24 protein-coding genes are annotated in these 23,745 nt (G+C 46.7%); 19 read left to right on the plus strand and 5 right to left on the minus strand.

Going from position 1 to position 23,745, the window contains the following annotated elements:
- Window positions 1-58: 58 nt before the first annotated feature.
- The gene (locus H8792_RS00550; protein ID WP_228766857.1) at window positions 59-1,045 is read left to right on the plus strand and encodes a chemotaxis protein; all 987 of its coding nucleotides are present in this window, start codon (window positions 59-61) and stop codon (window positions 1,043-1,045) included.
- A gap of 98 nt (window positions 1,046-1,143) precedes the next feature.
- On the opposite strand, the gene ykgO is transcribed toward H8792_RS00550, so the two are convergent.
- Complete coding sequence (ykgO, locus tag H8792_RS00555; RefSeq protein WP_084205718.1) at window positions 1,144-1,269, minus strand: type B 50S ribosomal protein L36; 126 nt, start codon at window positions 1,267-1,269, stop codon at window positions 1,144-1,146.
- Between the two features lie 246 nt (window positions 1,270-1,515).
- On the opposite strand from ykgO, the gene H8792_RS00560 reads away from it, so the two are divergent.
- From H8792_RS00560 to H8792_RS00575, 4 genes are all read left to right on the plus strand, one after another.
- On the plus strand, window positions 1,516-3,480 hold the full coding sequence (locus H8792_RS00560) for an ATP-dependent DNA helicase (protein ID WP_194947190.1): 1,965 nt from the start codon (window positions 1,516-1,518) through the stop codon (window positions 3,478-3,480).
- 34 nt (window positions 3,481-3,514) lie between these two features.
- Window positions 3,515-4,231, plus strand: a complete 717-nt coding sequence (gene tsaB / locus H8792_RS00565) for a tRNA (adenosine(37)-N6)-threonylcarbamoyltransferase complex dimerization subunit type 1 TsaB (protein WP_194947191.1) — start codon at window positions 3,515-3,517, stop codon at window positions 4,229-4,231.
- 155 nt (window positions 4,232-4,386) lie between these two features.
- Window positions 4,387-4,833, plus strand: coding sequence for a universal stress protein (locus H8792_RS00570; protein WP_194947192.1), 447 nt, complete (start codon window positions 4,387-4,389; stop codon window positions 4,831-4,833).
- 136 nt (window positions 4,834-4,969) lie between these two features.
- Complete coding sequence (locus tag H8792_RS00575) at window positions 4,970-5,848, plus strand: hypothetical protein (protein WP_194947193.1); 879 nt, start codon at window positions 4,970-4,972, stop codon at window positions 5,846-5,848.
- 77 nt (window positions 5,849-5,925) lie between these two features.
- Here the strand turns inward: H8792_RS00575 and H8792_RS00580 are convergent, their stop codons facing one another.
- Window positions 5,926-6,201, minus strand: a complete 276-nt coding sequence (locus H8792_RS00580; RefSeq protein WP_194947194.1) for a hypothetical protein — start codon at window positions 6,199-6,201, stop codon at window positions 5,926-5,928.
- Window positions 6,202-6,358: 157 nt separating this feature from the next.
- On the opposite strand from H8792_RS00580, the gene ycaO reads away from it, so the two are divergent.
- A complete protein-coding gene (ycaO, locus tag H8792_RS00585) occupies window positions 6,359-8,062 on the plus strand; it encodes a 30S ribosomal protein S12 methylthiotransferase accessory factor YcaO (protein WP_194947195.1) in 1,704 nt (567 codons plus the stop codon).
- Window positions 8,063-8,172: 110 nt separating this feature from the next.
- On the opposite strand, the gene H8792_RS00590 is transcribed toward ycaO, so the two are convergent.
- Window positions 8,173-8,913, minus strand: coding sequence for a DUF481 domain-containing protein (locus H8792_RS00590; RefSeq protein WP_194947196.1), 741 nt, complete (start codon window positions 8,911-8,913; stop codon window positions 8,173-8,175).
- Between the two features lie 250 nt (window positions 8,914-9,163).
- Between H8792_RS00590 and H8792_RS00595 the strand changes: the two genes are divergently transcribed.
- The 6 genes from H8792_RS00595 to H8792_RS00620 all read left to right on the plus strand — a co-directional run bounded on the left by H8792_RS00595 (window position 9,164) and on the right by H8792_RS00620 (window position 15,928).
- Complete coding sequence (locus H8792_RS00595) at window positions 9,164-10,120, plus strand: acetyl-CoA carboxylase carboxyltransferase subunit alpha (RefSeq protein ID WP_194947197.1); 957 nt, start codon at window positions 9,164-9,166, stop codon at window positions 10,118-10,120.
- Window positions 10,121-10,136: 16 nt separating this feature from the next.
- On the plus strand, window positions 10,137-11,582 hold the full coding sequence (gene tilS / locus H8792_RS00600; RefSeq protein ID WP_194947198.1) for a tRNA lysidine(34) synthetase TilS: 1,446 nt from the start codon (window positions 10,137-10,139) through the stop codon (window positions 11,580-11,582).
- A 144-nt stretch (window positions 11,583-11,726) separates the two neighbouring features.
- Window positions 11,727-13,352: a CTP synthase gene (locus tag H8792_RS00605; protein ID WP_194947199.1), complete on the plus strand. Its 1,626-nt coding sequence runs from the start codon at window positions 11,727-11,729 to the stop codon at window positions 13,350-13,352.
- A 9-nt stretch (window positions 13,353-13,361) separates the two neighbouring features.
- Window positions 13,362-14,204: a 3-deoxy-8-phosphooctulonate synthase gene (gene kdsA, locus H8792_RS00610; protein ID WP_194947200.1), complete on the plus strand. Its 843-nt coding sequence runs from the start codon at window positions 13,362-13,364 to the stop codon at window positions 14,202-14,204.
- Window positions 14,205-14,284: 80 nt separating this feature from the next.
- Window positions 14,285-15,565 carry a phosphopyruvate hydratase gene (eno, locus tag H8792_RS00615; RefSeq protein WP_194947201.1) on the plus strand — a complete coding sequence of 427 codons (1,281 nt, stop codon included), beginning with the start codon at window positions 14,285-14,287 and terminating at the stop codon, window positions 15,563-15,565.
- 18 nt (window positions 15,566-15,583) lie between these two features.
- Window positions 15,584-15,928, plus strand: a complete 345-nt coding sequence (locus H8792_RS00620) for an FtsB family cell division protein (protein ID WP_194947202.1) — start codon at window positions 15,584-15,586, stop codon at window positions 15,926-15,928.
- Window positions 15,929-15,932: 4 nt separating this feature from the next.
- Here the strand turns inward: H8792_RS00620 and H8792_RS00625 are convergent, their stop codons facing one another.
- Window positions 15,933-16,493 carry a Smr/MutS family protein gene (locus H8792_RS00625; RefSeq protein ID WP_194947203.1) on the minus strand — a complete coding sequence of 187 codons (561 nt, stop codon included), beginning with the start codon at window positions 16,491-16,493 and terminating at the stop codon, window positions 15,933-15,935.
- An 89-nt stretch (window positions 16,494-16,582) separates the two neighbouring features.
- Here H8792_RS00625 and surE point away from each other — a divergent pair, with 89 nt between their 5' ends.
- Genes surE through H8792_RS00645 form a run of 4 tightly spaced genes read left to right on the plus strand, consistent with a single transcriptional unit; the run spans window position 16,583 to window position 19,416 of the window.
- Window positions 16,583-17,338, plus strand: a complete 756-nt coding sequence (gene surE / locus H8792_RS00630) for a 5'/3'-nucleotidase SurE (protein ID WP_194947204.1) — start codon at window positions 16,583-16,585, stop codon at window positions 17,336-17,338.
- 10 nt (window positions 17,339-17,348) lie between these two features.
- Window positions 17,349-18,026: a protein-L-isoaspartate(D-aspartate) O-methyltransferase gene (locus H8792_RS00635; RefSeq protein ID WP_228766858.1), complete on the plus strand. Its 678-nt coding sequence runs from the start codon at window positions 17,349-17,351 to the stop codon at window positions 18,024-18,026.
- Window positions 18,023-18,604, plus strand: a complete 582-nt coding sequence (locus H8792_RS00640) for a YqaA family protein (RefSeq protein WP_194947205.1) — start codon at window positions 18,023-18,025, stop codon at window positions 18,602-18,604. Before H8792_RS00635 ends, H8792_RS00640 begins: the two co-directional genes overlap by 4 nt.
- The gene (locus H8792_RS00645; protein WP_194947206.1) at window positions 18,604-19,416 is read left to right on the plus strand and encodes a peptidoglycan DD-metalloendopeptidase family protein; all 813 of its coding nucleotides are present in this window, start codon (window positions 18,604-18,606) and stop codon (window positions 19,414-19,416) included. Before H8792_RS00640 ends, H8792_RS00645 begins: the two co-directional genes overlap by 1 nt.
- Before the next feature lie 36 nt (window positions 19,417-19,452).
- On the opposite strand, the gene H8792_RS00650 is transcribed toward H8792_RS00645, so the two are convergent.
- A complete protein-coding gene (locus H8792_RS00650; RefSeq protein ID WP_194947207.1) occupies window positions 19,453-19,824 on the minus strand; it encodes an Mth938-like domain-containing protein in 372 nt (123 codons plus the stop codon).
- Between the two features lie 266 nt (window positions 19,825-20,090).
- On the opposite strand from H8792_RS00650, the gene alaC reads away from it, so the two are divergent.
- The 3 genes from alaC to H8792_RS00665 all read left to right on the plus strand — a co-directional run bounded on the left by alaC (window position 20,091) and on the right by H8792_RS00665 (window position 23,741).
- On the plus strand, window positions 20,091-21,287 hold the full coding sequence (gene alaC, locus H8792_RS00655) for an alanine transaminase (protein WP_194947208.1): 1,197 nt from the start codon (window positions 20,091-20,093) through the stop codon (window positions 21,285-21,287).
- A 16-nt stretch (window positions 21,288-21,303) separates the two neighbouring features.
- Window positions 21,304-22,614 carry a homoserine dehydrogenase gene (locus H8792_RS00660; protein ID WP_194947209.1) on the plus strand — a complete coding sequence of 437 codons (1,311 nt, stop codon included), beginning with the start codon at window positions 21,304-21,306 and terminating at the stop codon, window positions 22,612-22,614.
- A gap of 101 nt (window positions 22,615-22,715) precedes the next feature.
- Window positions 22,716-23,741, plus strand: coding sequence for a hypothetical protein (locus H8792_RS00665; protein WP_194947210.1), 1,026 nt, complete (start codon window positions 22,716-22,718; stop codon window positions 23,739-23,741).
- Window positions 23,742-23,745: the final 4 nt, after the last annotated feature.

Genomic DNA, 23,745 nt, shown 5'->3' on the forward strand with positions numbered 1-23,745 from the left:
AAACGGTTAAGTTCTGAGTTTTCTGCCGTTACCTTAGTCATCAGCTAAGGAGCCTTCTATGTCAGTATCCATGTCTTCCTCTCTTGACCAGATTGAAAAAACCGCCCGCCTGAGTAAAAACAATCAAATGAGTCTGATGGTCTTTCAGGTACAGTTTCCGCACAACGATGTCCGGCCGGCTTACTACGGTATGAACGTGTTTAAAGTGCGCGAAGTTTTGGAGGGAAGGGTTTATCCGTTATCTCATGTGCCGGATTCCAACAATCTCATTGAAGGCATGATTGAATTACGCGGTACCTATTTGCCGGTCATTGATCTGCCGAAATGGATGGGGTTTCCGATGAGTGAAAAGGAACGAGAAAAATCGATTATTATCGTTTCCGATTTCAGTCATCATCTGGTTGGTCTCCGCGTGGCATATATCCACGGCGTTGAAGAGAAAGACTGGTCGAATATCCATCCTGCCGGAAATTACAATGTTGATGTTAATCGTAATCAGATCGTCAATCACACCTATCTGGATGACAGTGAAGCACTCTGTTTTATTCTTGATATCGAAAAACTATTGATTGAAGCCATGCCGACCATGGCCAAAAAAATTCTCGGTAGTACCCAAGAGCTTAAAAATAAAGAGCTTAATCTAAGTCAATCTCTCCTCAACAAAACCATTCTGTTTGCTGAAGACAGTCAGGCGATCCAGCAATACATGTCGATGGTATTCACAGAGCTTGGTTTGAAGTTCAAAAGTTTTGATAACGGTAGATTGTTGCTGGATTATATTGAATCGTTGCAAGACTTGGACACCGTTTCAATCGTGTTTACCGATTTGGAGATGCCGGTAGCTTCTGGGCATACGGTGATTAAGGAGTTGAAGAATAATGCCAGAACCCGACATTTGCCGATCGTGGTGCATACTTCGATGACCAGTGAAAACAACACTCGGGAGGTATTGGATATGGGAGCCGATTATTTTATCGGTAAGGTCGATACCGACCAGATTTCACAAATCGTTGAAAAAATCGATCGCCAATTCTACCGGTCATGATCGAGTTCTTTGCCACTCGGGCATAAAAAAAGGCGCATGATCAGTGCGCCTTTTTTGTTTCCTAAGCTGTCCCGAAAGATATCGGGCGCATCAGTCAATTAACGTTGACGAGCTTTGAACTTAGGGTTGGTTTTGTTGATAACGTATACTTTACCGCGACGTTTAACAACTTGACAGTCCTTGTGACGTGTCTTTGCGGATTTCAAAGAAGATAAAATTTTCATTAGATATATCCATATAATTGCCAGGTATTCAACACCAACCTGACTTAGGTTCAAATATTTGAAGACGCGAATTATAGTGGTGTCGACGCTTTTTGTCTAGTATTTTTGCTGCAAAAGTCGCTTTAAATCAGTGTTTTGCCGGGTTTTCCGGAAAATTTCTGGTGAAAAGCATTTTGGTGCTTTTTCCAGAGGAAAGATGAATAGCGTATAATGCGCTGATTTAGGGTAAAGAGATTGTAACCGATCATGCAATCGGCCAAAGCGAAAAAAACGAACAAACCGCTAGCGGAGCGGGTGCGTGCAGTTCTGCAAAACGGCGGCACTTTGGAAAAGGCTATTCCGGGTTACGCACCGCGAGAGGCGCAGATTGCCATGGCACTTGAAGTGGTTGAAACCATACAACAGGATTCTACACTCCTGGCTGAAGCGGGTACGGGAACCGGGAAAACTTTCGCCTATCTGATTCCGGCGCTCTTGTCGGGGAAAAAAATCATTTTATCTACGGCAACGAAAACTCTGCAGGAACAGCTGATCCAGAAGGATCTGCCGATGCTGATGAAAGCATGTGATATCAAGTCCAAAGCCAGGTTGCTTAAAGGGCGCGATAACTATGTTTGCCCGCAACGTTTGGAAATTGCCGAAACCGTCGAACAGCACAGTCGCGAAGACTGGAAAAAGCTGGCAAAAATTCGCGAATGGGTCGACGACAAGACCTTAAACGGTGATCGGGCCGAACTGGATTCTGTAGCAGAGGATGACCCTATCTGGCGCAAGGTTTCCGCCAGAATGGAATTTTGCCAATCGGCCGAGTGTAGTGCAGAAGGCGGCTGCTTTTACCCGCAAGTCAAGCAAAAGGCGGCTGAAGCCGAGATCCTGGTTGTCAATCATCATCTTTTTTGTGCGGACTTGGCTTTACGGGAGCAAGGCTTTGGTGAGCTTTTGCCTGAGGCGGATGTGTATGTGTTTGACGAGGCGCACCAGCTGCCGGATATCGCCGCGCAATTTTTGGGCTTTTCGCTAAGCCGTTCGCAACTGGAAGAACTGGTGCGTGATATCAAACAGGCACAAAGCTTGGAGGCCCCTGAGTCCAAACAACTTGCGGATTTGGCGGATAAAATATCCGAACAGTTATTGGCGGTAAACCAGGCGCTCGGCAAGTGGGAAAAGCGCTGGACCTGGACGCAGCTGGAAAGTGAAACCGCTTTCCAGCAAACGTTCAAGCGTATGCTGGCGGTGATGGATACCGTTACCGATGCGTTAAAATCCGTGGAAGAACGTGGCAAGCAGCTTAGCGCCGTCCATAAACGTTGCAAGGAGTACGCCGTGCAGCTAAAAGAATGGCAAAACAGTCAATCGGAAAATAACGTGCGCTGGATCGAATCTTCTCAAGCCCGTTTTCGTCTGTTTTTGACCCCGTTGAATGTCGCAGCCGCTTTTAGCCGGCAACGTGAAGAAATAGGCGGGGCCTGGTTGTTTACCTCGGCAACTTTAAGCGTCCGCGGTCAGTTCGATTATTTTGCCAAAAGGTTAGGCCTTGATGATGCCAAGAGCGTGAATTGGGCCAGTCCGTTCGACTATCAAACCCAAGGTGTCATCTACCATCCAATCGGTTTACCTGAACCGAGAAATCCCGACTATATCAAAATTTGTTTGCGGGCGGCCTGGCCTCTACTCAAGGCCGCCGACGGTCGCGCATTTATGCTGTTTACCAGTCATAAAGCGATGCAGGAGGCCAGGGCTATTTTACAGACGCATTGGAAGGGGAATCTTCTGGTTCAGGGCGATCTGCCGAAACTGACGTTATTGCAGCGTTTTAAGGAAGCGAATAGTGCGATCCTGCTCGGAACCAGCAGTTTCTGGGAAGGGGTGGATGTAAAAGGGGATGCACTTAAGCTTGTGGTTATCGACCGCATCCCGTTTGCCCCGCCTGACGATCCGATTGTTCAGGCGCGCGAGGCCTATTTAAAAGAGAAAGGATTAAACGGTTTCGTGCATTTTCAGCTGCCCGAAGCGGTTATCGCTATGAAGCAAGGGGCAGGACGTTTGATTCGTGATCTTGGAGATCGCGGTGTTTTAATGCTATGTGACCCCCGATTATCAACCAAGGGATACGGTAACGTTATCCGCGATAGTCTTCCCGATTTCCCTTGGGTTTATGAGGCCGGAGCGGCTCTGGAAGTGTTAACCGTCACCGATCAAACGGTTAACTGAGATTTATAAATATTTGCATTGTCGGAGAAATGAAATGACAAGGTCTATTTTGGGTATCGATACTTCGACTGCAGCCTGTTCTGTTGCTCTCGCGTATGGTGAAAACTTATTTGTTCGCCACGAGATCTTGCCGCAGAAGCATGCACATCGTGTTTTGCAAATGGTTGATGAGGTTATGCAGGAAGCCGGTATCGAAGGAAACGAATTGGATGCGTTAGCCTATGGTGAAGGGCCGGGTGCATTTACCGGTATTCGTATCGCTGCCGGCGTTATTCAGGGGTTATCGCTTGGCTGGAACTGCCCGGTTATCGCTGTATCTTCTCTGGAAGCGATGGCATATAGCGCTTTGATGAATGCAAACCCTGAAGAACTGTCAGACGGTGAGGCGGTTGAGTGGAATGCGTTGCTGGATGCGCGGATGGGTGAAGTTTATATACAAAAAGGGCGTTATTTTCCACAATCGGCTGGTTGGCAAGCCGATTCGGTTCAATTGCTGTCACCGCAGGATGCTTTGAATTCCCTGTCTGCTTCAGCATTCGGGGTTGGAGATGTCGAGCAATGTTGTCCTGAACTGACAAAAAGTACCGGATTCTGGTTATCAAGTCTGCCGCATGCTGACGGAATTTGCCGTCTGGCGCAAATGAAAATGGCAGAAGCGAAAACCGTCGATCAGCAAATTCCGGCGCCATTGTATTTACGCAATAATGTCGCGGAAACGCTGGAAGAACGTAGAGCCAGACAGGCTTTGTGAGAAACGGACAGTATTGCTTAAAAAGTAATCAGGGATAGAGAAGTTTAAGACTTTATTGGTTTTTTTTCGGTTACTATTTTATTACACACACACTTATCCACAGTAATTGTGAATAAGCTGAAAGCGCCCTGTTTAAAGGTGAAGGAGAGATCATCATGTCTTTATATAAGCAGATAGTGGTTGCGGTAGACTTTTCGCCATCGAGCGTGCAAGCGATTATGCGCGCACGTGCTCTGGCGCAAGCTGAATCCAGTCACTTGACTCTGATTCATACGGTAGAAGCGCCGACTTATCCTGTTCTGGAAGATATTGCCGTAACAGGCATGCCGGGAATATGGGACGATGAGATTACTACCGGGTGGGTAAAACGTTCGGATGAAAAATTATCGGAATTGGCGACAAGGTATAAAGCAGACAGCTTTCGGACTTTAATCGGTTACCCTGCCTCCGAAATATTGGCTTTTGCCGAGCAGAGTAGCGCCGACTTAATTGTGATGGGTTATCACGGTACTTCAGGTTGGAGACGATTGATCGGCTCGACAACCAACGCGGTAATACATGATTCTAAATGCGATGTCCTGGCAGTAAAAACCGATTCCTAGAGGTTGGATCGTCACTGTTCCTCAAGACACTATGGCTATTGACTGATTTATGATGTGACGTCATTTTTTAGTTGATGAGCAGGGGCTGACCGTCGAATGCGCTTCACCCGGCTAAAAATAAAAGGATAAAAATAGAATGTTGATGAAAATGCGTGGGCGATTAAAACCAAATGGTTACGGATTTATAGGCGTTTTTCTGAGCTTGCTGCTTCTGACCTTTCAGGTACATGCTGCGGATTTTAAGGAAGGCGAAACCGTTTTTGTCGGCTTTCCGGCTGCAGACATTGGTAGTGATGCTTTTATTATCGGTACCGTTGTCAAGGTAATGTCTGATGGCGATTACCGGATTTCCGTCTCCGAATATGTTCACGGTCACGATTATGGTTTGTCCTGTGTGCCTATGCTTAAGGAAGAGTCGGTTCATGGTCAGGAATCCAGTTTAGGCAATGGTTGGAAAGCCTGGACCGATACCACTAATCTGGACAGTTCCGATTTGGATTATGTTGTAAAAGCCAAGGACGTGATGAAGCTGGATTATGGCAAACACTACTTTATCGAACGCTATAATCTGGCGATTGCCTTCGGTCGTTGGGAGTCGGATGCGCCGATGATGACGGTAGACCGTCTTGAGAATGCCAAGCGAGAAGCCAAAGCGATCGGCCTTGAAGCTTTATGGCCGGCACTGGATGTCGCCATTCTGGATCGTCAGAGCTTTTACGGTGAAAACAGTCGTCCTTACTATGCTTTTGAGACGATTGCTCCTTTAAACAAGTTGCTGTCACATATCGAAGCTCTGTTTAAACAGGAGCCGCAATTGTATTCACTGTGGAAGCAGAAGCAGCGTAATTGGAAAGCGATTAATGAAAGCATGCGCAATCTCTTCTTGATTCACGCGATTGATAAAGCCATCGCGGATGCAGGCAATCAGTTGTACGAAGAGGGTATTGAACGTGCAGGAAAAGATGAAATAGCTGCACTGAAAGCACATCTTGCCAACTTGCAGCGTGATAAATAAAGATTGTTTATAAATAAAAATCTTTATAAATAAAAGGCCCTTTTAAAGGGCCTTTGTTTTGTAATATACGCGTAGCGCTATTTTGGGAAATGGTAGTAGGTTTGGTTCAGATAGTCGGCGAGCTGCTCAATCTCATCTTCAAACATGCCGGCGTTCAAATTGTCGTTACAGAACTGGACTGTTTTGACCAGATTGGGAAAGCTGGTAGTCTTTTCTGGACTGTAAGGTTTCGTCGCATGGCACGACATGCAGTTAGCAGCTTCATGCAGTTCCTGGCCTGGATGAGGCGCTGCAATGCTTAAAGAAGATGCAAAGCTTAATCCTAAAACAAGCGGAAGTGTTTTGTTTTTCATAAAAATAGCCTCAAAGTAAGGAAACAGGTCATATTCGATTCTACTGACTTTTTCTAATGAATTGGATTAAAAAATACTTGTTCATGCTAAGAGTAAATTTATTGCATAACTTGTGGTTATGGCGGGTCGGTATTGGCCCAGGAACGGAGTCTGAAAAGTGAGTGAATTAACCTATATCAAAGGTAAAGAAGAGTGTCTGGAAAATTCGATTTCCAATATGCAATCGATTTTGCAAAAACTCGATTTCCAGATTAATGACAAAGCGCATTTAAATCCGGTGCCTTACATTCATTCGCTGCATATTTTTGATGAGCATTGCCCCGGCTTGTTTACAAACGGCAAGGGAGCCAGTGAGAAAGCGACGCTGGCCAGTGCTTTGGGTGAATTTCTCGAACGCTTGTCGACCAATTACTTTTTTTCCGACTACTGGCTGATGGAACAAGAAGATGAATGGCTCTACTACCCGCAGGAAAAGCATTTCAACGAAACAGACTGGCGTCTCTGTCTGACGCCCGGGCTTTGGAAGTTCTATGATGAGCAGCATGAACTGGATTGGAGCGACTTACTTAGTTTTAACGACCATAGCGATTTTATTCGAGCCATTCCGATGAGCGAAGAGTCGAGTGGAGAAACGGTTTATTTTCCGATGAATCTGTTGAGTAACCTCTATGCCAGTAACGGCTTGTCGGCGGGTAATACCGCGTTGGAAGCTCAGGTGCAGGGATTGTCAGAGGTATTTGAACGTTGGGTCAAAAATACGATTTTGCAGGAGAATATCTGCCTGCCGGAAGTACCCCAATCGGTTCTGCAACAATATCCGAACGTATGTAGTGCGATTGAGGCTTTAAAGGCAGAAGGGATTGAAGTTTCGGTGAGAGATGCTTCTCTTGGCGGGCGTTTTCCGGTCATCAATGTCACTTTGTTTGAGCAGCAGTATGGGCGCTGTTTCGCATCCTTCGGGGCTCATCCGATGTTCGAAGTTGCTTTGGAACGTACCTTGACCGAATCCTTGCAAGGTCGGAAACTGGGTGAACTGGATGGCTTTCAAGTGCCGATTTTTGATGAAGAATTGGTTGCTTCGGCGGAAAACCTCGAGAACCATTTTATCGATTCCAGTGGTTGGATTCATGCTCGTTTCATTAGCCACCAATATGATCATGAATTCACACAGTGGGATTTTTCGGGTGATACTCGACAACAGTGGGATGCTTTGTGTCAAACGGTGCATGAGCTTGGTTATGAGGTGTATACCGCGAATTACAACCAGTTTGGCTTTGAGACTTGTCGCATAGTCGTTCCAGGCATGTCGGAAGTTTATCCTGTAGATGAGCTGTTGCACTCAAATCAAAGTCAGGGTCGCCATTTGCGACAAATGCTGCTTGAGTTGCCTAAGAAACAAAATTATATGCAGCTGGTTGATTGGTTAGATGAGGCTGGTTACAGCGATCATCAGGGAGTTATTTCCATTATTGGCTTGATGCCGGATCCGGGTAGTTTTTGGGGGCATGTGAATGTTATTCAATTGAAATTCTGGTGTTGTCTGGCTGCTGAAGAATGGCAGGAAGCGTTGGATCTAGGCCGCGATATAGGCTATTTCGTCTCGCCGGATAGCCCTTGGGCGAAGGTTTATCAGAGTTTGAATTATGGTTTGGAGGCGGTACTGGAAAATGAAATTTTGCTTGAAGGTATGCAGCTGCTATTTGGTGCCGAACTGACTGAGAAAGCCTTGGCAAATTTGCAGGGTGAAGAGTTGTTTTGGGGGGCTGAATCAGGGCGGGAGATTTTCTCGAAGAGTAAACGACATCAAGCAATGTTACGAATTTATCGTAATTTAAAGCCTTATAAAGAATCGTCTCTATAAAGGAGGATGGGGAAACTTTTCAAGGCCTTGGTATGGAATGTTCACAGAGCTAATCGATATAAAGCTGAAACGCCCTTTAAAGGGCGTTTTGATTTTTTGATCGTTGACGATTAAAAATCGTAGATCAGGGTCAGGATGGTTTGAGTATCGACATCCTTGATTCCCGCAGCAGGTTTGCTGTTATAGCGGTATTTGTAGGTTGCCGATAATTTAAGCTGATCGGCAATTTTGAATTTCAGGCCGGTATTGCTTTCAACTTTGCTTTGGTCATAGCCGGTGGTTAAGGTCAGGTCTTGATGAAAAGCGGTAACATCGTTGAAGCTATGATCCAGATCGATTTTCAAACGGCCAATCAATTGATCGCTATCTTTTTCTGTGGTTGATGAGCTGTAATCGGTAATCTGATAACCGATACCGATCTCACCGGTCGCCTTGGTCTGTTCAGTTCTATACAGGTCTTTACCCAGACCTAACGAGTAAATCGAGTCTAAATCGATAAATTCGAAACGGCTTTTCTCGAAGCGTGCGCCGACATAACTATAGTAACCTCTGTCGCGCGAGTAGAAACGATTTCCCTGTACGTCCAAAAGGTAACGCTCCTGAGTTTGCACGCTGTTTTCACTTTGGTATTGCGCTTCGATTAGAGAGCGAATTTCATACACTGGTTGAACATATTTGCCTTTTAAACCTGCGTATAGAATAGTGCTTTCGGTATTACCGGTATTGTTAGTGAAGCCGATTTCGCCAGAACCGCTTAGCCCGTATTTTAAGTCCGTATCTACTGCCGAGGCGGAGAATGGAAGTGTGGCCATACCGGCCACAATGATAGTTCGAATAAAACGCTGTTTCATTTTGTTTGTATCTCTTTTTAATGTGTTTAAGCCCGATTAACGAATGCGCATTGTACGTGCTCATTCTCAAATCTCAAGTGAGGATCGGTTAAAAGCCATCTCGCTTTTCGAATCGAAAATATTCAGAAGAGTAAATCGCTTAAGGCGACTGATGAGATCAACTGCTATAGGGTGATTTTCACCGCAAACTTGGATAAAGGGTGCTAGAATAGCGGAATTTTCAACCTATTAGAATAAACGGAAAGACGGAATGAAATTGGATTTTTTAGATTTTGAACAGCCGATTGCCGAACTGGAAGCCAAAATTGAAGAACTTCGTCACTTAGACGGCGAAGATATGAATCTGTTGCAAGAGATTTCGGCACTTGAAGAAAAAAGTAAAAATCTAACCAGAAGCATTTTTAACCAGTTGAGCGACGTACAGATCGCCAAGGTATCCCGTCACCCGCAACGTCCGTATGCTTTAGACTATATCGGGCAAATTTTCACCGACTTTAAAGAGCTGCATGGTGACCGTGCTTTTGCAGACGATGAAGCGATTGTTGCCGGTCTGGCTCGCCTTGAAGGGCAGCCGGTTATGGTCATCGCTCAGGAAAAAGGACGTGATACCAAAGAAAAAATCCGTCGTAATTTCGGTATGCCGAGACCAGAAGGTTACCGTAAAGCGCTACGCCTAATGAAGATGGCAGAACGTTTCGGTTTGCCGATCGTCACTTTTATCGACACTCCGGGCGCCTATCCTGGGATCAACGCCGAAGAGCGTGGTCAGAGTGAAGCGATTGCTCGCAATCTGATTGAAATGGCCGAGTTGAAAGTTCCAATTATCTGTACCGTAATCGGTGAAGGTGGTTCCGGCGGGGCTCTGGCAATTGGTGTTGGCGATGTCACTATGATGCTGCAATACAGCACCTATTCGGTGATCTCTCCGGAAGGATGCGCTTCAATTTTATGGAAAAACGCCGCGAATGCGGCCGATGCGGCCGAAGCTCTGGGAATCACTGCACCGCGTTTGAAATCTCTGGGGTTGGTTGATGAAATTATCGACGAGCCTTTGGGCGGTGCGCATCGTGATCCGCAGCAAACTGCCAACAATGTCAAAAATGCTCTGATTGCGCAGCTGAACAGCCTGAAACAGTCGCCAATTGAAGAGTTGGTCGGTAACCGCTATCAGCGTTACATGGATTACGGAAATTTTGAGATTCAATAAATCCTAGAGGCTTGGTATGGATTATCCGTCGAAGCCCGATGAAATTATTCAACTTGAGCAGTCGTTCGCAGATTTTTTTGAGCGGCTGCCGCCAAACTTACATTTCGCTCTCGCCTACAGCGGTGGTTTAGATTCCTCGGTATTACTGCATTTGTTGCAAGCCTCTTCCTCGTTGCAGGGTCGATTTTATGCAGTGCATATTAACCACGGATTGGTCGAACAGGCTGAACAATGGTGTCAGCATTGCGTTAGACAGAGTCAAGATTACGACGTTGTCTGTCGCGTAAAATCCATTCAAATCGACTCAGCTCATAGAACAGGTCTTGAGGCCAGAGCTCGTCAACTGCGTTATCAAGCCATTTTTGATCTTCTTGATCATCCACATGATGTAGTGCTGACGGCACATCATCAACGGGACCAGGTCGAAACTTTTTTTCTAAAGTTGCTGCGGGGAGCCGGGGTTAAAGGGTTGGCCGGGATCAGGCAAGAAGTAGAGTTGCCTCTTAATGATCATGGACGGAAAACACTTAGTCTTATGCGGCCGTTATTAAAGGTACCTTATTCCCAATTGCAAGCCTATGCGAGTTATTATCAACTTCGTTGGGTCGAGGATCCTAGCAATCAGGATCATTCATTTGAAAGAAACCGGGTGCGGCATGAATTGCTACCGCATGTTCTCAAGTTTGAGGAACATGCCTTTGAGCAGGTGCAAAAGGCTTGCTCACACTTGGGTGAGGCGGATATTTTATTGCGTAGAATGGCGCAACGAAGTCTACTTGACAAAGGACATCACTTTCTCTATTTTGATTTTACGGATTACCCGAATATCGACTGGATAGAATTAAAGAATATTATCAGTCTCTGGTTGATGAGCGTTCACGGTTTGGTCTTGTCGGAACGACATTATCAATGGCTGAGAGAAATTCGTGAAGCGAACTTATCGACTGCGAAATCCGAATATCGTTTGGCGCAAGCTAGTTTATGGTTTTACCACAATCGTCTGTACTGCCTGAAGGCTAATCCGAACGGTTTTTCGATTCCCTTTGATGATTTCATTGCCCAAACGAAGGTTGCTCTTGGCTGGGATAACCGTTATGCAGGAAAGGCTGAACTCTCTGTCAAGTGTGATGCATGTTCGGGTTATTGGTATTTTTATATGGATGCGGTGCCAACAGCTGAAAGGTTCGGTGATTACAAGATTGAATCGCTTGATCGCATCAGCGAAAAAAATCGCTTTAAAAACAAACAAATGAAAGGCTTTTTTCAACAGCGCTCCATTCCCGTCTGGGAAAGAAAATATTGGCCGGTATTAACTTTGCAAGGTGTTCCTGTTGCCGTTCTAGGCTGTCAAAATTGTTTGCATGGCGATGCCTCCATCGATGAATTTTTTGTTAAAAAGGAATGGGGTGTTTCGCAAAAGCTTTATTGGAGTTGGATGGGGTTGTTCAACCCTGAAAAATAGCGGGCTACACAAGAAATTTTATCGGTAGTTTTGAGTATGCAAACGAATAAATTTGATTGATGGAAATCCGTAAATCAGCTATAATGCGCTTCCATTCTGATATCTCGAATCTTTCGATTTCCCAACATTAAAAAGTGTGAATAGATGACTAAATTTATCTTCGTGACAGGTGGCGTGGTTTCTTCCTTAGGAAAGGGAATTGCGGCGGCCTCTCTTGGAGCTTTGCTGGAAGCCAGAGGCCTAAAAGTAAGTATGTTAAAAATGGATCCGTATATTAACGTTGATCCGGGAACCATGAGTCCTTTACAGCATGGGGAAGTATTTGTAACCGATGACGGTGCGGAAACCGATTTGGATCTAGGGCATTACGAGCGTTTTGTACAGCGCCACTTTACTCGCCATAACAGTTTCTCGACCGGTCAGGTTTACGAAACTGTCATTCGTAACGAGCGCCGCGGTGATTACCTGGGCGGGACTGTTCAGGTCATTCCACACATTACGGATGAAATTAAGAATCGCATTAAAAGCGCCGCTCAAGGGTATGACGTTGCTTTGGTAGAAGTCGGTGGAACGGTTGGTGACATCGAATCACTGCCGTTTTTGGAAGCGATTCGTCAGCTGAGCCTTGAAGTCGGGCGCAGTCACTCTTTGTTCATGCATCTGACACTATTACCTTATATTGCAGTTGCCGGCGAGGTGAAAACCAAGCCGACACAACACTCGGTCAAAGAGCTGCGTTCTATCGGTATTCAGCCGGATATTTTGATTTGTCGTTCTGAGCTAGCACTGGAAGCTGCCGAGAAACGTAAAATTGCCCTATTTACCAACGTTGAAGAACGTGCCGTTATTAACTCGCTGGATGCCGAAAGTATCTATGCAGTTCCGCGCATGTTGCATGAGCAGGGGTTGGATGAATTGGTTGTCGACCGACTTGGTCTGAAAGTTCCGGCGGCTGATTTGAGTGACTGGGATGCGGTAGTCGATGCTCAGAAGCACCCGAAAACAACCGTCGAAATTGCTATGGTCGGCAAATACGTTGATTTGACCGAAGCTTACAAATCGCTTATCGAATCGCTGGTACACGCCGGTATTCACACTCATACTCAGGTTAATATTGAATATATTGATTCCGAAGAACTGGAAACCAAAGGGGTTGATTGCCTGCAGGACAAAGATGCGATCTTGGTTCCGGGTGGATTCGGCGAGCGCGGTGTTGAAGGGAAAATCAGCGCCATTAAATTTGCACGCGAAAATAAAGTGCCTTATCTGGGGATCTGCCTTGGAATGCAGATGGCAGTCGTCGAATTTGCCCGCAATGTTGCCGGTCTGAAAGGTGCGCACAGTACAGAATTGAATTCTCAAACACCGCATCCGGTTGTGGCACTGATTACCGAATGGACCGATGAAAACGGACAGACAATCGAACGTGATGAAACCACCGATCTAGGCGGAACCATGCGTTTGGGAGGCCAGAACTGCCAGCTGGAAGAGGGCAGCAAGATCTCGGTTATCTACGGAAGCACGCATATTCGCGAGCGCCATCGCCACCGCTATGAAGTCAATGATGGCTATGTTGCCCGACTGGAAGCGGCAGGGCTGCATTTTGCCGGACGTTCCGAAGATGGTAATCTGGTCGAGACAATTGAGTTACCGGACCATCCTTGGTTTGTTGCCAGCCAGTTCCACCCGGAGTTTACTTCTACACCACGAAACGGTCACCCATTGTTTAAGGCATTTGTTGAAGCTGCCAATCGTTATCACCAAGGATAATCCAAGAATATGAAATTGTGTCATTTTGATGTCGGTATCGACAAACCGTTTTTTCTGATTGCAGGCCCATGCGTCATCGAGTCTGAAACCATGGCGATGGAAACCTCTGCGAAATTGAAAGAATTAACTGATGAGTTGGGTATTCCGTTTATCTACAAATCCTCTTTTGATAAAGCCAACCGTTCTTCAACCAAGAGTTTCCGTGGTCTGGGATTGGAAGAAGGTCTGCGAATTCTGCAAAAAGTCAAAGATGAAGTCGGCGTACCGGTCTTGACCGATGTACATGAAGACACGCCATTGGATGAGGTTGCTTCGGTTGTTGACGTCATGCAAACGCCAGCGTTTTTGGTTCGCCAAACCAACTTCATTCAGAATGTTTGCCGCCAAGGAATTCCGGTCAATATCAAGAAAGGACAGTTCCAGGCTCCATGGGATATGGATCAGGTGGTGGCGAAGGCTCATGAAGTCGGTAATGAAAACATTATGGTATGTGATCGAGGAACTTCGTTCGGTTACAACACCTTGATTTCCGATATGCGCGGGCTGGCCTCCATGAGAAAAACCGGTTGTCCGGTTGTATTTGATGCGACGCATTCGGTTCAGCAACCGGGTGGACAGGGAACGACTTCCGGCGGACAGAGAGAAATGGTTCCGGTTCTGGCCCGTGCGGCTATGGCGTCCGGGATTTCCGGACTGTTCATGGAAACGCATCCTGATCCACAGAACGCTTTGAGTGATGGTCCGAATATGTGGCCGTTGGGGAATCTGAAGCCGTTGCTGGAAACGTTGAAAGCCATCGATAGCGCTGTCAAGTCGCACGGTTTCATTGAAAACGAATTGCTTGGTGTTTAAAGGCGTTTGTCATCTTGATGTCATAACGGGCCTTTAAACTATTGCCGAAAAAATTAAGTGAAGAAAATAGGAAAATCATCATGTCATTGATTAAAGATATTAAAGCGCGTCAAGTTATTGATTCTCGCGGTAATCCGACTGTTGAAGCAGAAGTCTTTTTGGAAGACGGTTCTTTCGGTCGCGGAATTTCTCCATCCGGTGCTTCTACCGGTTCTCGTGAAGCGATTGAATTGCGTGACGGCGACAAGTCGAAATTCGGTGGCAAGGGTGTTTTGACTGCGGTAAATAACATCAAAACCGAAATTCGCGATACTTTGATTGGTATGGATGCGACCGATCAAAAGGCAATCGATACTGCAATGATTAATCTTGACGGTACCGACAACAAAGCTCGCCTGGGCGCGAATGCCATTCTTGCGGTTTCAATCGCGACAGCTCAAGCAGCGGCAGCTTCCAAAGGCCTGCCGCTTTACGCTTACCTTAAAACAGACGATTACAAAATGCCGGTACCGATGATGAACATCATTAACGGTGGTGAGCACGCTGACAACTCGGTTGATTTCCAGGAATTCATGATCATGCCGGTTGGCGCACCTTCTATGTCTGAAGCAATCCGCTACGGTGCCGAAGTGTTCCACGCGCTGAAAAAAGTACTGCATGATAAAGGTTACAACACTGCGGTTGGTGATGAAGGTGGTTTTGCACCGGATCTTAAGTCTAACGAAGAAGCGATTACCGTTATTCTTGAAGCGATCGAAGCGGCTGGTTACAAAGCGGGTGACGACATTATGATCGCTATGGACGCAGCCTCTTCCGAGTTATATAAAGACGGTAACTACTATTTGGGCTCTGAAGACAAGACTTTGACTTCAGCGGAAATGGTTGATTTCTTGGGTGAATGGGTTAACAAATATCCAATCATCTCAATTGAAGACGGGTTGGATGAATCTGATTGGGATGGTTTCAAGCTGCAAACCGAAAAATTCGGTGATCGTCTGCAGATCGTTGGTGATGACTTGTTTGTAACCAACCCGAAAATCCTGGCTGAAGGGATTGAAAAGGGAATCGGTAACTCTATTCTGATCAAAATTAATCAGATCGGTACTTTGACTGAAACGTTCGAAGCGATTGCTATGGCGAAGAAAGCCGGCTACACCGCAGTTGTTTCTCACCGTTCAGGTGAAACCGAAGATACCACGATTGCCGATATCGCCGTTGCGACCGGTGCCGGACAGATCAAAACCGGTTCTCTGTCTCGTACCGACCGTATCGCCAAGTACAACCAGTTGATTCGTATTGAAGAAGCTCTAGGTGACGAAGCGGTTTACCCTGGTAAAGCTGCATTCTACAATCTTAAGTAATTTTATCGGGTTTTCGGTGTGAAAACGCTTTTTGTCGCCTTAGCCCTGATCCTGTTTGTTATTGAAGCTCGCTTGCTCTCCTCCAGTGGAGGGGTCGGTGAGCTTGTTTCGTTAAACGAGCAGCTAAAAAAGCTGGAAGCTTCGCTTGAAGAGCAGCGATTGGTTAATGCCCGTCTTAAAACCGAAGTTGAAGCTCTGCAAAATAATGATGATGCCATTGAGACGATTGCCCGGCAAACTCTGGGTATGGTTAAAAAAGACGAAGTCTTTGTGCAAGTCATCGAGCTGCAGCCCAATCATCAAAGTTACAGCGATCAAGCGGTTGACGATCAGAGCTCGCCTGAACCGACAGATCACGAATAAGTTCCTATCCCTGCTTTTTTAGAAGTACGTTGACTGCACCGGCTCCGCCGTCCTTTTGTGGTGCACTGCTAAATGCCAGCACCCAGGATGACAGACGCAATCGACGATTAACCATGTTTTTCAGCAATGGATGATCTTGATCCGAGTGGTAGCCTTTACCGTGAATAATCCGTATGTAACGCAATTTATGAAAGAGGCATTCTTTCATAAATTCCAATAACTTGGATTCAGCTTCATCCAAGGTTTCTCCATGCAGGTCGAGTTCTGCCTGTAAGGGAAATTCACCTTTTTTCAACGCATTAATGTCCTGAATTCGTACGCCTTTTTGTGAAAAAAGCAGTGATTGGTGCGCACTGACCGGGTTGATACTTTCATCACGCTCAAGCAGGCGGCATTGAACATGTTCGATCTCGGTCTGCTTCTGCTTGCGGCGCAGTTGACGCAAGGCTTGGTTCTGTTTCTTCTTATCCTGGCTGGGATCATGGGTTTGGATGTGTTTGCCTTGTTTTAATGGCTGAACTCCCAGCATTTCCGAGAGAAATAAGGATTTATCTTCATCTGTCATAACGAAAACTATATAATTCTGAAAAGATTGTTTACCGGGTACCTGACCGCCAGTAACGAGGCCAGGATAATAATGAGATAGTTTACCCCATGAAAATCCTTCTCTCCAATGACGACGGTTATTTAGCGCCGGGCATTCAAATTCTGTTTAATACCCTGCAAGCCGAATTTTCCTACAAAGAGCTGGTTGTGATGGCTCCGGATCGCAATCGTAGTGCGGCAAGTAATTCTTTAACTTTGTCGGAACCTTTGAGAATTGAGTGCCGCGATGCCGAAAAACGTATCTACAGTCTAAACGGTACTCCGACCGACTGTGTGCATTTGGGTGTCAACGGCGGTCTGGATTACCGTCCCGATATCGTTATTTCGGGAATTAACGCTGGCGCCAATATGGGGGACGATGTTCTTTATTCTGGCACGGTTGCCGCTGCAACCGAAGGGCGTTTTTTAGGCAAGCCATCGATTGCCGTGTCTCTATGCGGCGATGTACATTTTGCAACCGCTGCTCAGGTGGTTTTGGATTTTTTGCAGGTATTGCCGGATTTGGCACTGAGTCAGGATACGATTATCAATATCAATGTTCCGGATATTCCTTTAGATGAATTGAAAGGATTTAAGATAACACGTCTGGGCCGCAGACATGCTTCCGAGCCGGTTGTTCGGCAAACTGACCCGCGTGGCCTGCCTATCTACTGGATCGGCCCGGCAGGTGGAGCGGCCGATAGTGGAGCCGGCACTGATTTCGATGCGGTTGAAAAAGGTTATGCTTCGATTACACCGATGAAAATCGACCTGACCCACTATGAAATGCTCGCACAGATGCGTGAATGGGTCGAGAGTCAGTGAGATAAACCGTATGCAGTACCCGAATGCCGCTTTTGCCCGTCACCAAGGAGTCGGGATGACCTCGCAAAGAACGCGTAATCGGATGGTGGATGCGTTAGCGGAACAGGGTATTCAAAATCCGGATGTGCTTAGCGCATTGCGTCAGGTTCCGAGACATCTGTTCCTTGACGAGGCTCTGGCTTCGAGATCCTATGAAAATACCGCCTTACCGATCGGCTATGGACAAACGATTTCCCAACCTTGGGTGGTAGCGACGATGACTCAGTGGCTGTTGCAAGGTGGACCGGTAAAAAGAGTTCTGGAAATCGGCACCGGTTCCGGATATCAAACGGCTATATTGGCACTGCTGGTTGATCAGGTTTTTACCGTAGAACGAATTTTGCCTTTATCTGGAAAGGCACGTCAGACATTGTCCGCTCTGCAACTTGATAATATCGAGTATTCCATCAGTGACGGTCATTGGGGTTGGGCAGACAAGGCGCCATTCGATGCGATTATTTCCGCGGCCTCTCCGAATGAATTGCCGACCGAGTTAATTGAACAGCTCAAAGTCGGAGGCAGACTGATTCTGCCAATCGGCAGCGAGCAGCAAGGTTTATACGGTTACGAAAAGACGCTCTCCGGCGTTAAGAAAACAAAACTGGCGGACGTCTTGTTCGTCCCGATGAAACAAGGAGTCGAAGTTTGAAGCTATTTTCAAAGCTTTATGATCGGGTTTTAAGCTGGTCTAAACATCCTAAAGCGCAATGGTATCTTGGTGGAATGAGTTTTGCTGAATCGTCGTTTTTCCCGATTCCTCCTGATGTCATGCTGATGCCAATGAGTTTGGCTCGGCCTGAGAAGGCCTTTTTTTATGCTTGGATTACGACTATCTTCTCTCTGCTTGGAGGGCTACTTGGTTATGCGTTAGGCTTCTGGTTGATGGATGTCTTGCTCCCAATATTGGATTCGGCTGGTTACGGGCCCAAACTGGCACAGGCTCAGACATTTTTCGATGAATACGGTGTTTGGGTCGTGTTTATTGCCGGTTTCAGTCCCGTACCCTATAAAGTTTTCACCATTAGCGCCGGTGCCAGTGCCATGGCGTTGCTGCCGTTTATTATCGCTTCCTTCATCGGACGCGGGGCGCGTTTCTTTCTGGTGGCCGCCGCTATGCGCTGGGGCGGTAAGCGTTTTGAGGATTCGCTAAGAAAATGGGTTGACGCTATAGGTTGGGGGTTAGTAGGATTATTGTTACTTTATTTTGTATATAAGTGGATGGTTTGATGCAGGTTTTAAGGGCTGAATTACGTAGCAATATGAGTTTAATTACCAAGCTGAAAGTTTTGGGTTTGGCTGTTTTTTTCTCTGTTTCCGGCTGTTCGTCACCTTTTAAATATGAACCGACATCGGATTCTGAAATTTCGGGTGGTTCGGCAAAATGTACTTCACCCTATGTAGTGCAAAAAGGCGACAGTTTAAGTGTGATCGCTAAAAAGTGTGCGGTCGATATGCTCGACCTTGCGAAACTCAACGATTTGCCGCCACCTTATACGATTTATCCGCAACAAAACCTGCTTTTACCGTTTAGCGAAAATGCCGAAGAAAAAGCTGTTGAGATTGTTAAACCTCGAGTTGTGGCTGCTGACGGGGTTGAAGTGGCTTCGGCTAAAAAATCCGATCTGCAGGTGAGCGAGTTGGATGATATGAGTCAGAAGGCTCCGGTGGCTTGGCGTTGGCCAGTGACCCAGAAACTACAGTATAAATTCGTCCGCGATGCCCGTGGAGTTCGATCTCTTGAAATCTATGCCAAACCAGGTACACCTATTTTTGCCGTGGCTCCGGGAGAGGTGGTTTATTCCGGTAACGGTATTGTCGACTACGGCCAGATGCTGATGATTAGACATGACGACGGTTATTTATCCACTTACGCTCATAACAGCAGCCTGCTGGTGCAGGAAGGCGAAAGAGTCAAGCGCGGTCAGAAAATTGCTCTGAGCGGGGCAACCGGTAGCACTAAAACGGCCAAGCTGTATCTCGAAGCGCGACTGAGAGGCAAGAAAGTCGATATCACTAAAGTCTTACACTACCGACCATAAGGCTGTTTGTAGTCAGTTCGATTATTGAACCAACGCTCAGCCGAGTATCAGAGCCAGAAGGATCTCCCGGTCTTCTGTGGTAATGACATTGTAGGTACGGCAGGCGGCATCGTTTGCCATTACCTCCAGACCGACTCCCTTTCGGGTACAGTAGGCAAACAGTTTCGGGTCAGGGAAAACTTGCCGATCGCCGGTTCCGAGAATGATCACTTCCGGTTGTTTTTCCAAAAGCAAATCGAGAGAGGCTTCGTCCAGCGCTTCGATGTCTGCACATGGCCATTCAGCCTCAATTTCAGTTTGAGTAATGAAGCAGCTACGGTTCAGTAGGCGATCATTAACTTTTACTTCTCCCGGAGAGTAATGTTTGATGGTGTTGATATTCGAGTCGCGGTGTTCACTGAATTTCATAATCGAATGTTATCCTTGTATCTGGCCGTTTTCCGAAGGATGGTAATTTTTACCAGTTGCTCGGATATTTCGTTGAGGATAAAGTGAAAAATACAGCGATCTTTTAAGGCGATTTAAAAGGCTTTCACGTCGATTTTCATTTGACGAAAAAACTGGATGCTGTATCATTATTCCTTTATTTTTATTCCCTCGTTTTTCTGTGTTTCGGCGGGTAACTAATCCGATGAATTATACCCTTAAGAGCACTTTTTAGAAGGCTAACATTCGTGGCAGACGATTTTCAGAGAATCAAAAGACTCCCTCCTTACGTATTCAATATTACCGGAGAGCTAAAAGCGGAAGCGAGACGTAGAGGCGAAGACATTATCGATTTTGGGATGGGCAACCCGGACCAGGATACGCCAAAGCATATCGTTGATAAGTTAATCGAAGTAGTTCAGCGTGAAGGCACGCACCGTTATTCCGTTTCTCAAGGTATTCCCCGTTTAAGAAAAGCGATTTGTAACTGGTACAAAAGCAAATTCGATGTCGACTTGGACCCGGACAGTGAAGCGGTCGTAACCATCGGTTCCAAGGAAGGTCTTGCGCACCTTGCACTTGCGACGGTTGATAAAGGGGATACCGTTCTGGTTCCAAACCCGGCTTACCCGATTCACCCTTACGGTTTTGTTATCGCCGGTGCCGATATCCGTCACGTGCGCATGACGCCTGACGTCGATTTCTTTGAAGAGCTGGAAAAAGCCATCAAGGAATCATGGCCGAAGCCAAAAATGCTGGTCATTAACTTCCCTGGGAATCCGACCACGCAAACAGTTGAGTTGGACTTCTTTGAGAAAGTGATTGCGATTGCCAAAGAGCATGGCATGTGGGTCATCCACGATTTGGCATACGCCGATCTTGCTTTCGATGGTTATAAAGCGCCATCGATCATGCAGGTGGAAGGGGCTAAAGAGATTGCCGTTGAGTTCTACACGCTTTCCAAGAGCTATAACATGCCGGGTTGGCGTGTCGGTTTCATGGTTGGGAATCCCGAATTGGTCCATGCCCTAAAACGTATGAAATCTTATCTGGATTACGGTACTTTCACTCCGATTCAGGTGGCGGCAATTACCGCGCTTGAAGGGCCACAGGACTGTGTACAGGAAATCTGTGATATGTACAAGTCTCGCCGTGACGTACTGTGTAACGGTTTGAACTCGATCGGTTGGGAAGTCGAACCGCCGAAAGCGACTATGTTTGTTTGGGCACCGATTCCAGAGCCATATCGTCATATGGGGTCTTTGGAGTTCTCCAAAAAATTGCTGACGGAAGCGAAAGTAGCGGTTGCACCTGGCATCGGATTCGGTGATTACGGCGACGATCACGTGCGTTTCGGTTTGATCGAAAACGAGCATCGTACTCGTCAAGCGATTCGTGGAATTCGCGATATGTTCCGTAAGGACGGATTGATTAAACAAGATTAACTAGGATAAAAACAGAATGAAACCAGTCAAAATCGGTTTGTTGGGATTAGGAACCGTCGGAGGCGGCACACTCGAAATCTTGCAAAAAACGCTTCCTGAAATTCAAGGGCGCCTTGGGCAAAGCATCGAAGTAGTTGCCATTGCAGTGCGCGATTTAAATCGCCCACGTTCGGTTGATACCACCGGAATCGAGTTGACTGATGATCCTATGCAGGTTGTTACGCACCCTGATGTCGAAATTGTAGTCGAACTGATGGGTGGAACCGGTCTGGCCCGAGATCTTCTAAGTGAAGCGATTCGTCTGGGCAAGCATGTCGTGACTGCCAACAAAGCGTTAATTGCCGAGTTTGGGAATGAGTTGTTTGCACTGGCGGCAGAGAATAATGTCATCGTCAATTATGAAGCAGCGGTTGCCGGCGGTATTCCGGTTATTAAAGCCGTTCGCGAAGGCCTTGCAGCCAATAAGATTGAGTGGTTGGCCGGAATTATCAACGGGACCGGAAACTACATTCTGACCGAAATGAAAAAACCGGGTGCCGATTTTGCCGCAGTGCTTAAGGTCGCGCAAGAGCTGGGTTATGCCGAAGCCGATCCGACTTTCGATGTCGAAGGGATCGATGCAGCGCATAAATTGACGATTTTGGCTTCGATCGCGTTTGGTATCGAGCTGCAATTCAATAAAGTCTATACCGAAGGGATCAGTAAAGTCACGGCGGAAGACATTCAATTTGCTGAAAAACTGGGCTATCAGATCAAACATTTGGGTGTTGCCAGTCGGACTGACAACGGTTTCTCCTTGCGTGTCCATCCGACTTTGATTCCGAATTCGGTTCTGCTTGCCAATGTGCATGGCGTAATGAACTCGGTTCTGGTTAAAGGCGATCATGTCGGATCGACCATGTATTACGGTCCAGGTGCAGGTGCAGGTCCGACGGCAAGTGCCGTGGTTGCCGACATTATTGACGTGATTCGTTGGCGCGAGCAACCTCAGAAAGCGCGTGTGCCGGCTTTGGGATTTGTTACTGAAGCTCTGCAATCTGCACCGGTGGTTTCAATTGAAGAGATTGAAACTCGTTACTATATTCGCTGTTTTGCACAGGATCATGCCGGTGTCTTGGCTAAAATCACTTCGGTTATGGCCAAGCACAACATCAGTATCGAGCAGGTCGTGCAGGAGCCGTGCAAATCACAGCCGCAGGACGCAACTTTGGTGATGTTGACCAACAGAGTCAAGGAAGCCAACTTGAATGCGGCACTGAGTGATCTATCGCAGTTGGAAGAGATCGACGGAGAGATTGCACGCATTCGTTTGGAAAGCCTGCAATAAAGCCAGGAGCCGGTTTGCAAACTGACTCGAATCAATTCGATTAAACGGAAAAGTCGGCTTGCCGGCTTTTTTCGTTTAAATGCAACAGAGAAAGGAATGAAATGTCTCACTCTTTAACGTTATGGATTCCGAATTTCAACAGAGTGCTGCAGACTTTGATCGAAATCGGCGCCGATGATGACAAGACCAGCTTGCCTGCGCTACAGACTTTATGGGCGAGAGGCGATCTGTTAAGTGCGCGTGAAGAAGATTTTTACTCCCACGCCTGTTACCTGTTTCATCAAGCCAATACCTTTCCGGTTGCTCCTCTGGAAGCTTCGCTGCAAATTGACGATTTTGATTCACGGGCGTTCTGGGTTCGAGTCGACCCGGTACAGATGATTCCGGATCGGGATACCCTGGTGCTGATTCCTCCTCAGGATTTGAATATTCAGGAAGAGGAGTCGAAAGCGTTGCTTGCAACCTTTAATGAGCATTTCGGTGCCGATGGTGTGACATTGGAGTTTGGAGGCCCGAGCCAGTGGTATCTGCGTATTGCGCAACCGGTGGATATTTCCAGTACGTCTTTGCCGAGCGCAGCTTACCGGAATTTGCACGGGCTTTACCCGCAGGGAAATGCGGCGACCTATTGGCGGCAGTTGATGAACGAAACTCAAATGCTGTTTTTCGATCATCCGGTCAATCAGGCAAGGCGAGATCAAGGTTTAGCGGAAATCAACAGTGTATGGGTCTGGGGAGAAGGGTTGCTGGAAGGCGATAAAATCAAGCAGCGTCCTCAGGCGGCGATTAGTGCGAGCAGCAGTTATCTGCAAGCTCTGGCATTAAACTGCCAGGCAGTCTGGCAACCACAGGCTGCAAAGTTATCTTCGTGTTTGAGTTTTAATTTTAATGAAGCTTCGTCTATTCAGCATGAATTGGCGGTGATCGATATTGACGATCGCCATTTTAATGAAGATATCCTGGTGGAATTCGATCGGGACTGGTTTCAACCGGCCTTACAAGCATTGAAAGAGAAAAAGATTCACTCTTTATTGATCGATTTAGGCGGTAAAAATATACTGCACTTCAAGCCGCCGCACTTACGCAGATTCTGGCGGAGAAAAACGGTCGTTACACGTATGTTATAGCGAA

Source organism: Thiomicrorhabdus heinhorstiae (assembly GCF_013391765.2).
Taxonomy (GTDB): domain Bacteria; phylum Pseudomonadota; class Gammaproteobacteria; order Thiomicrospirales; family Thiomicrospiraceae; genus Thiomicrorhabdus; species Thiomicrorhabdus heinhorstiae.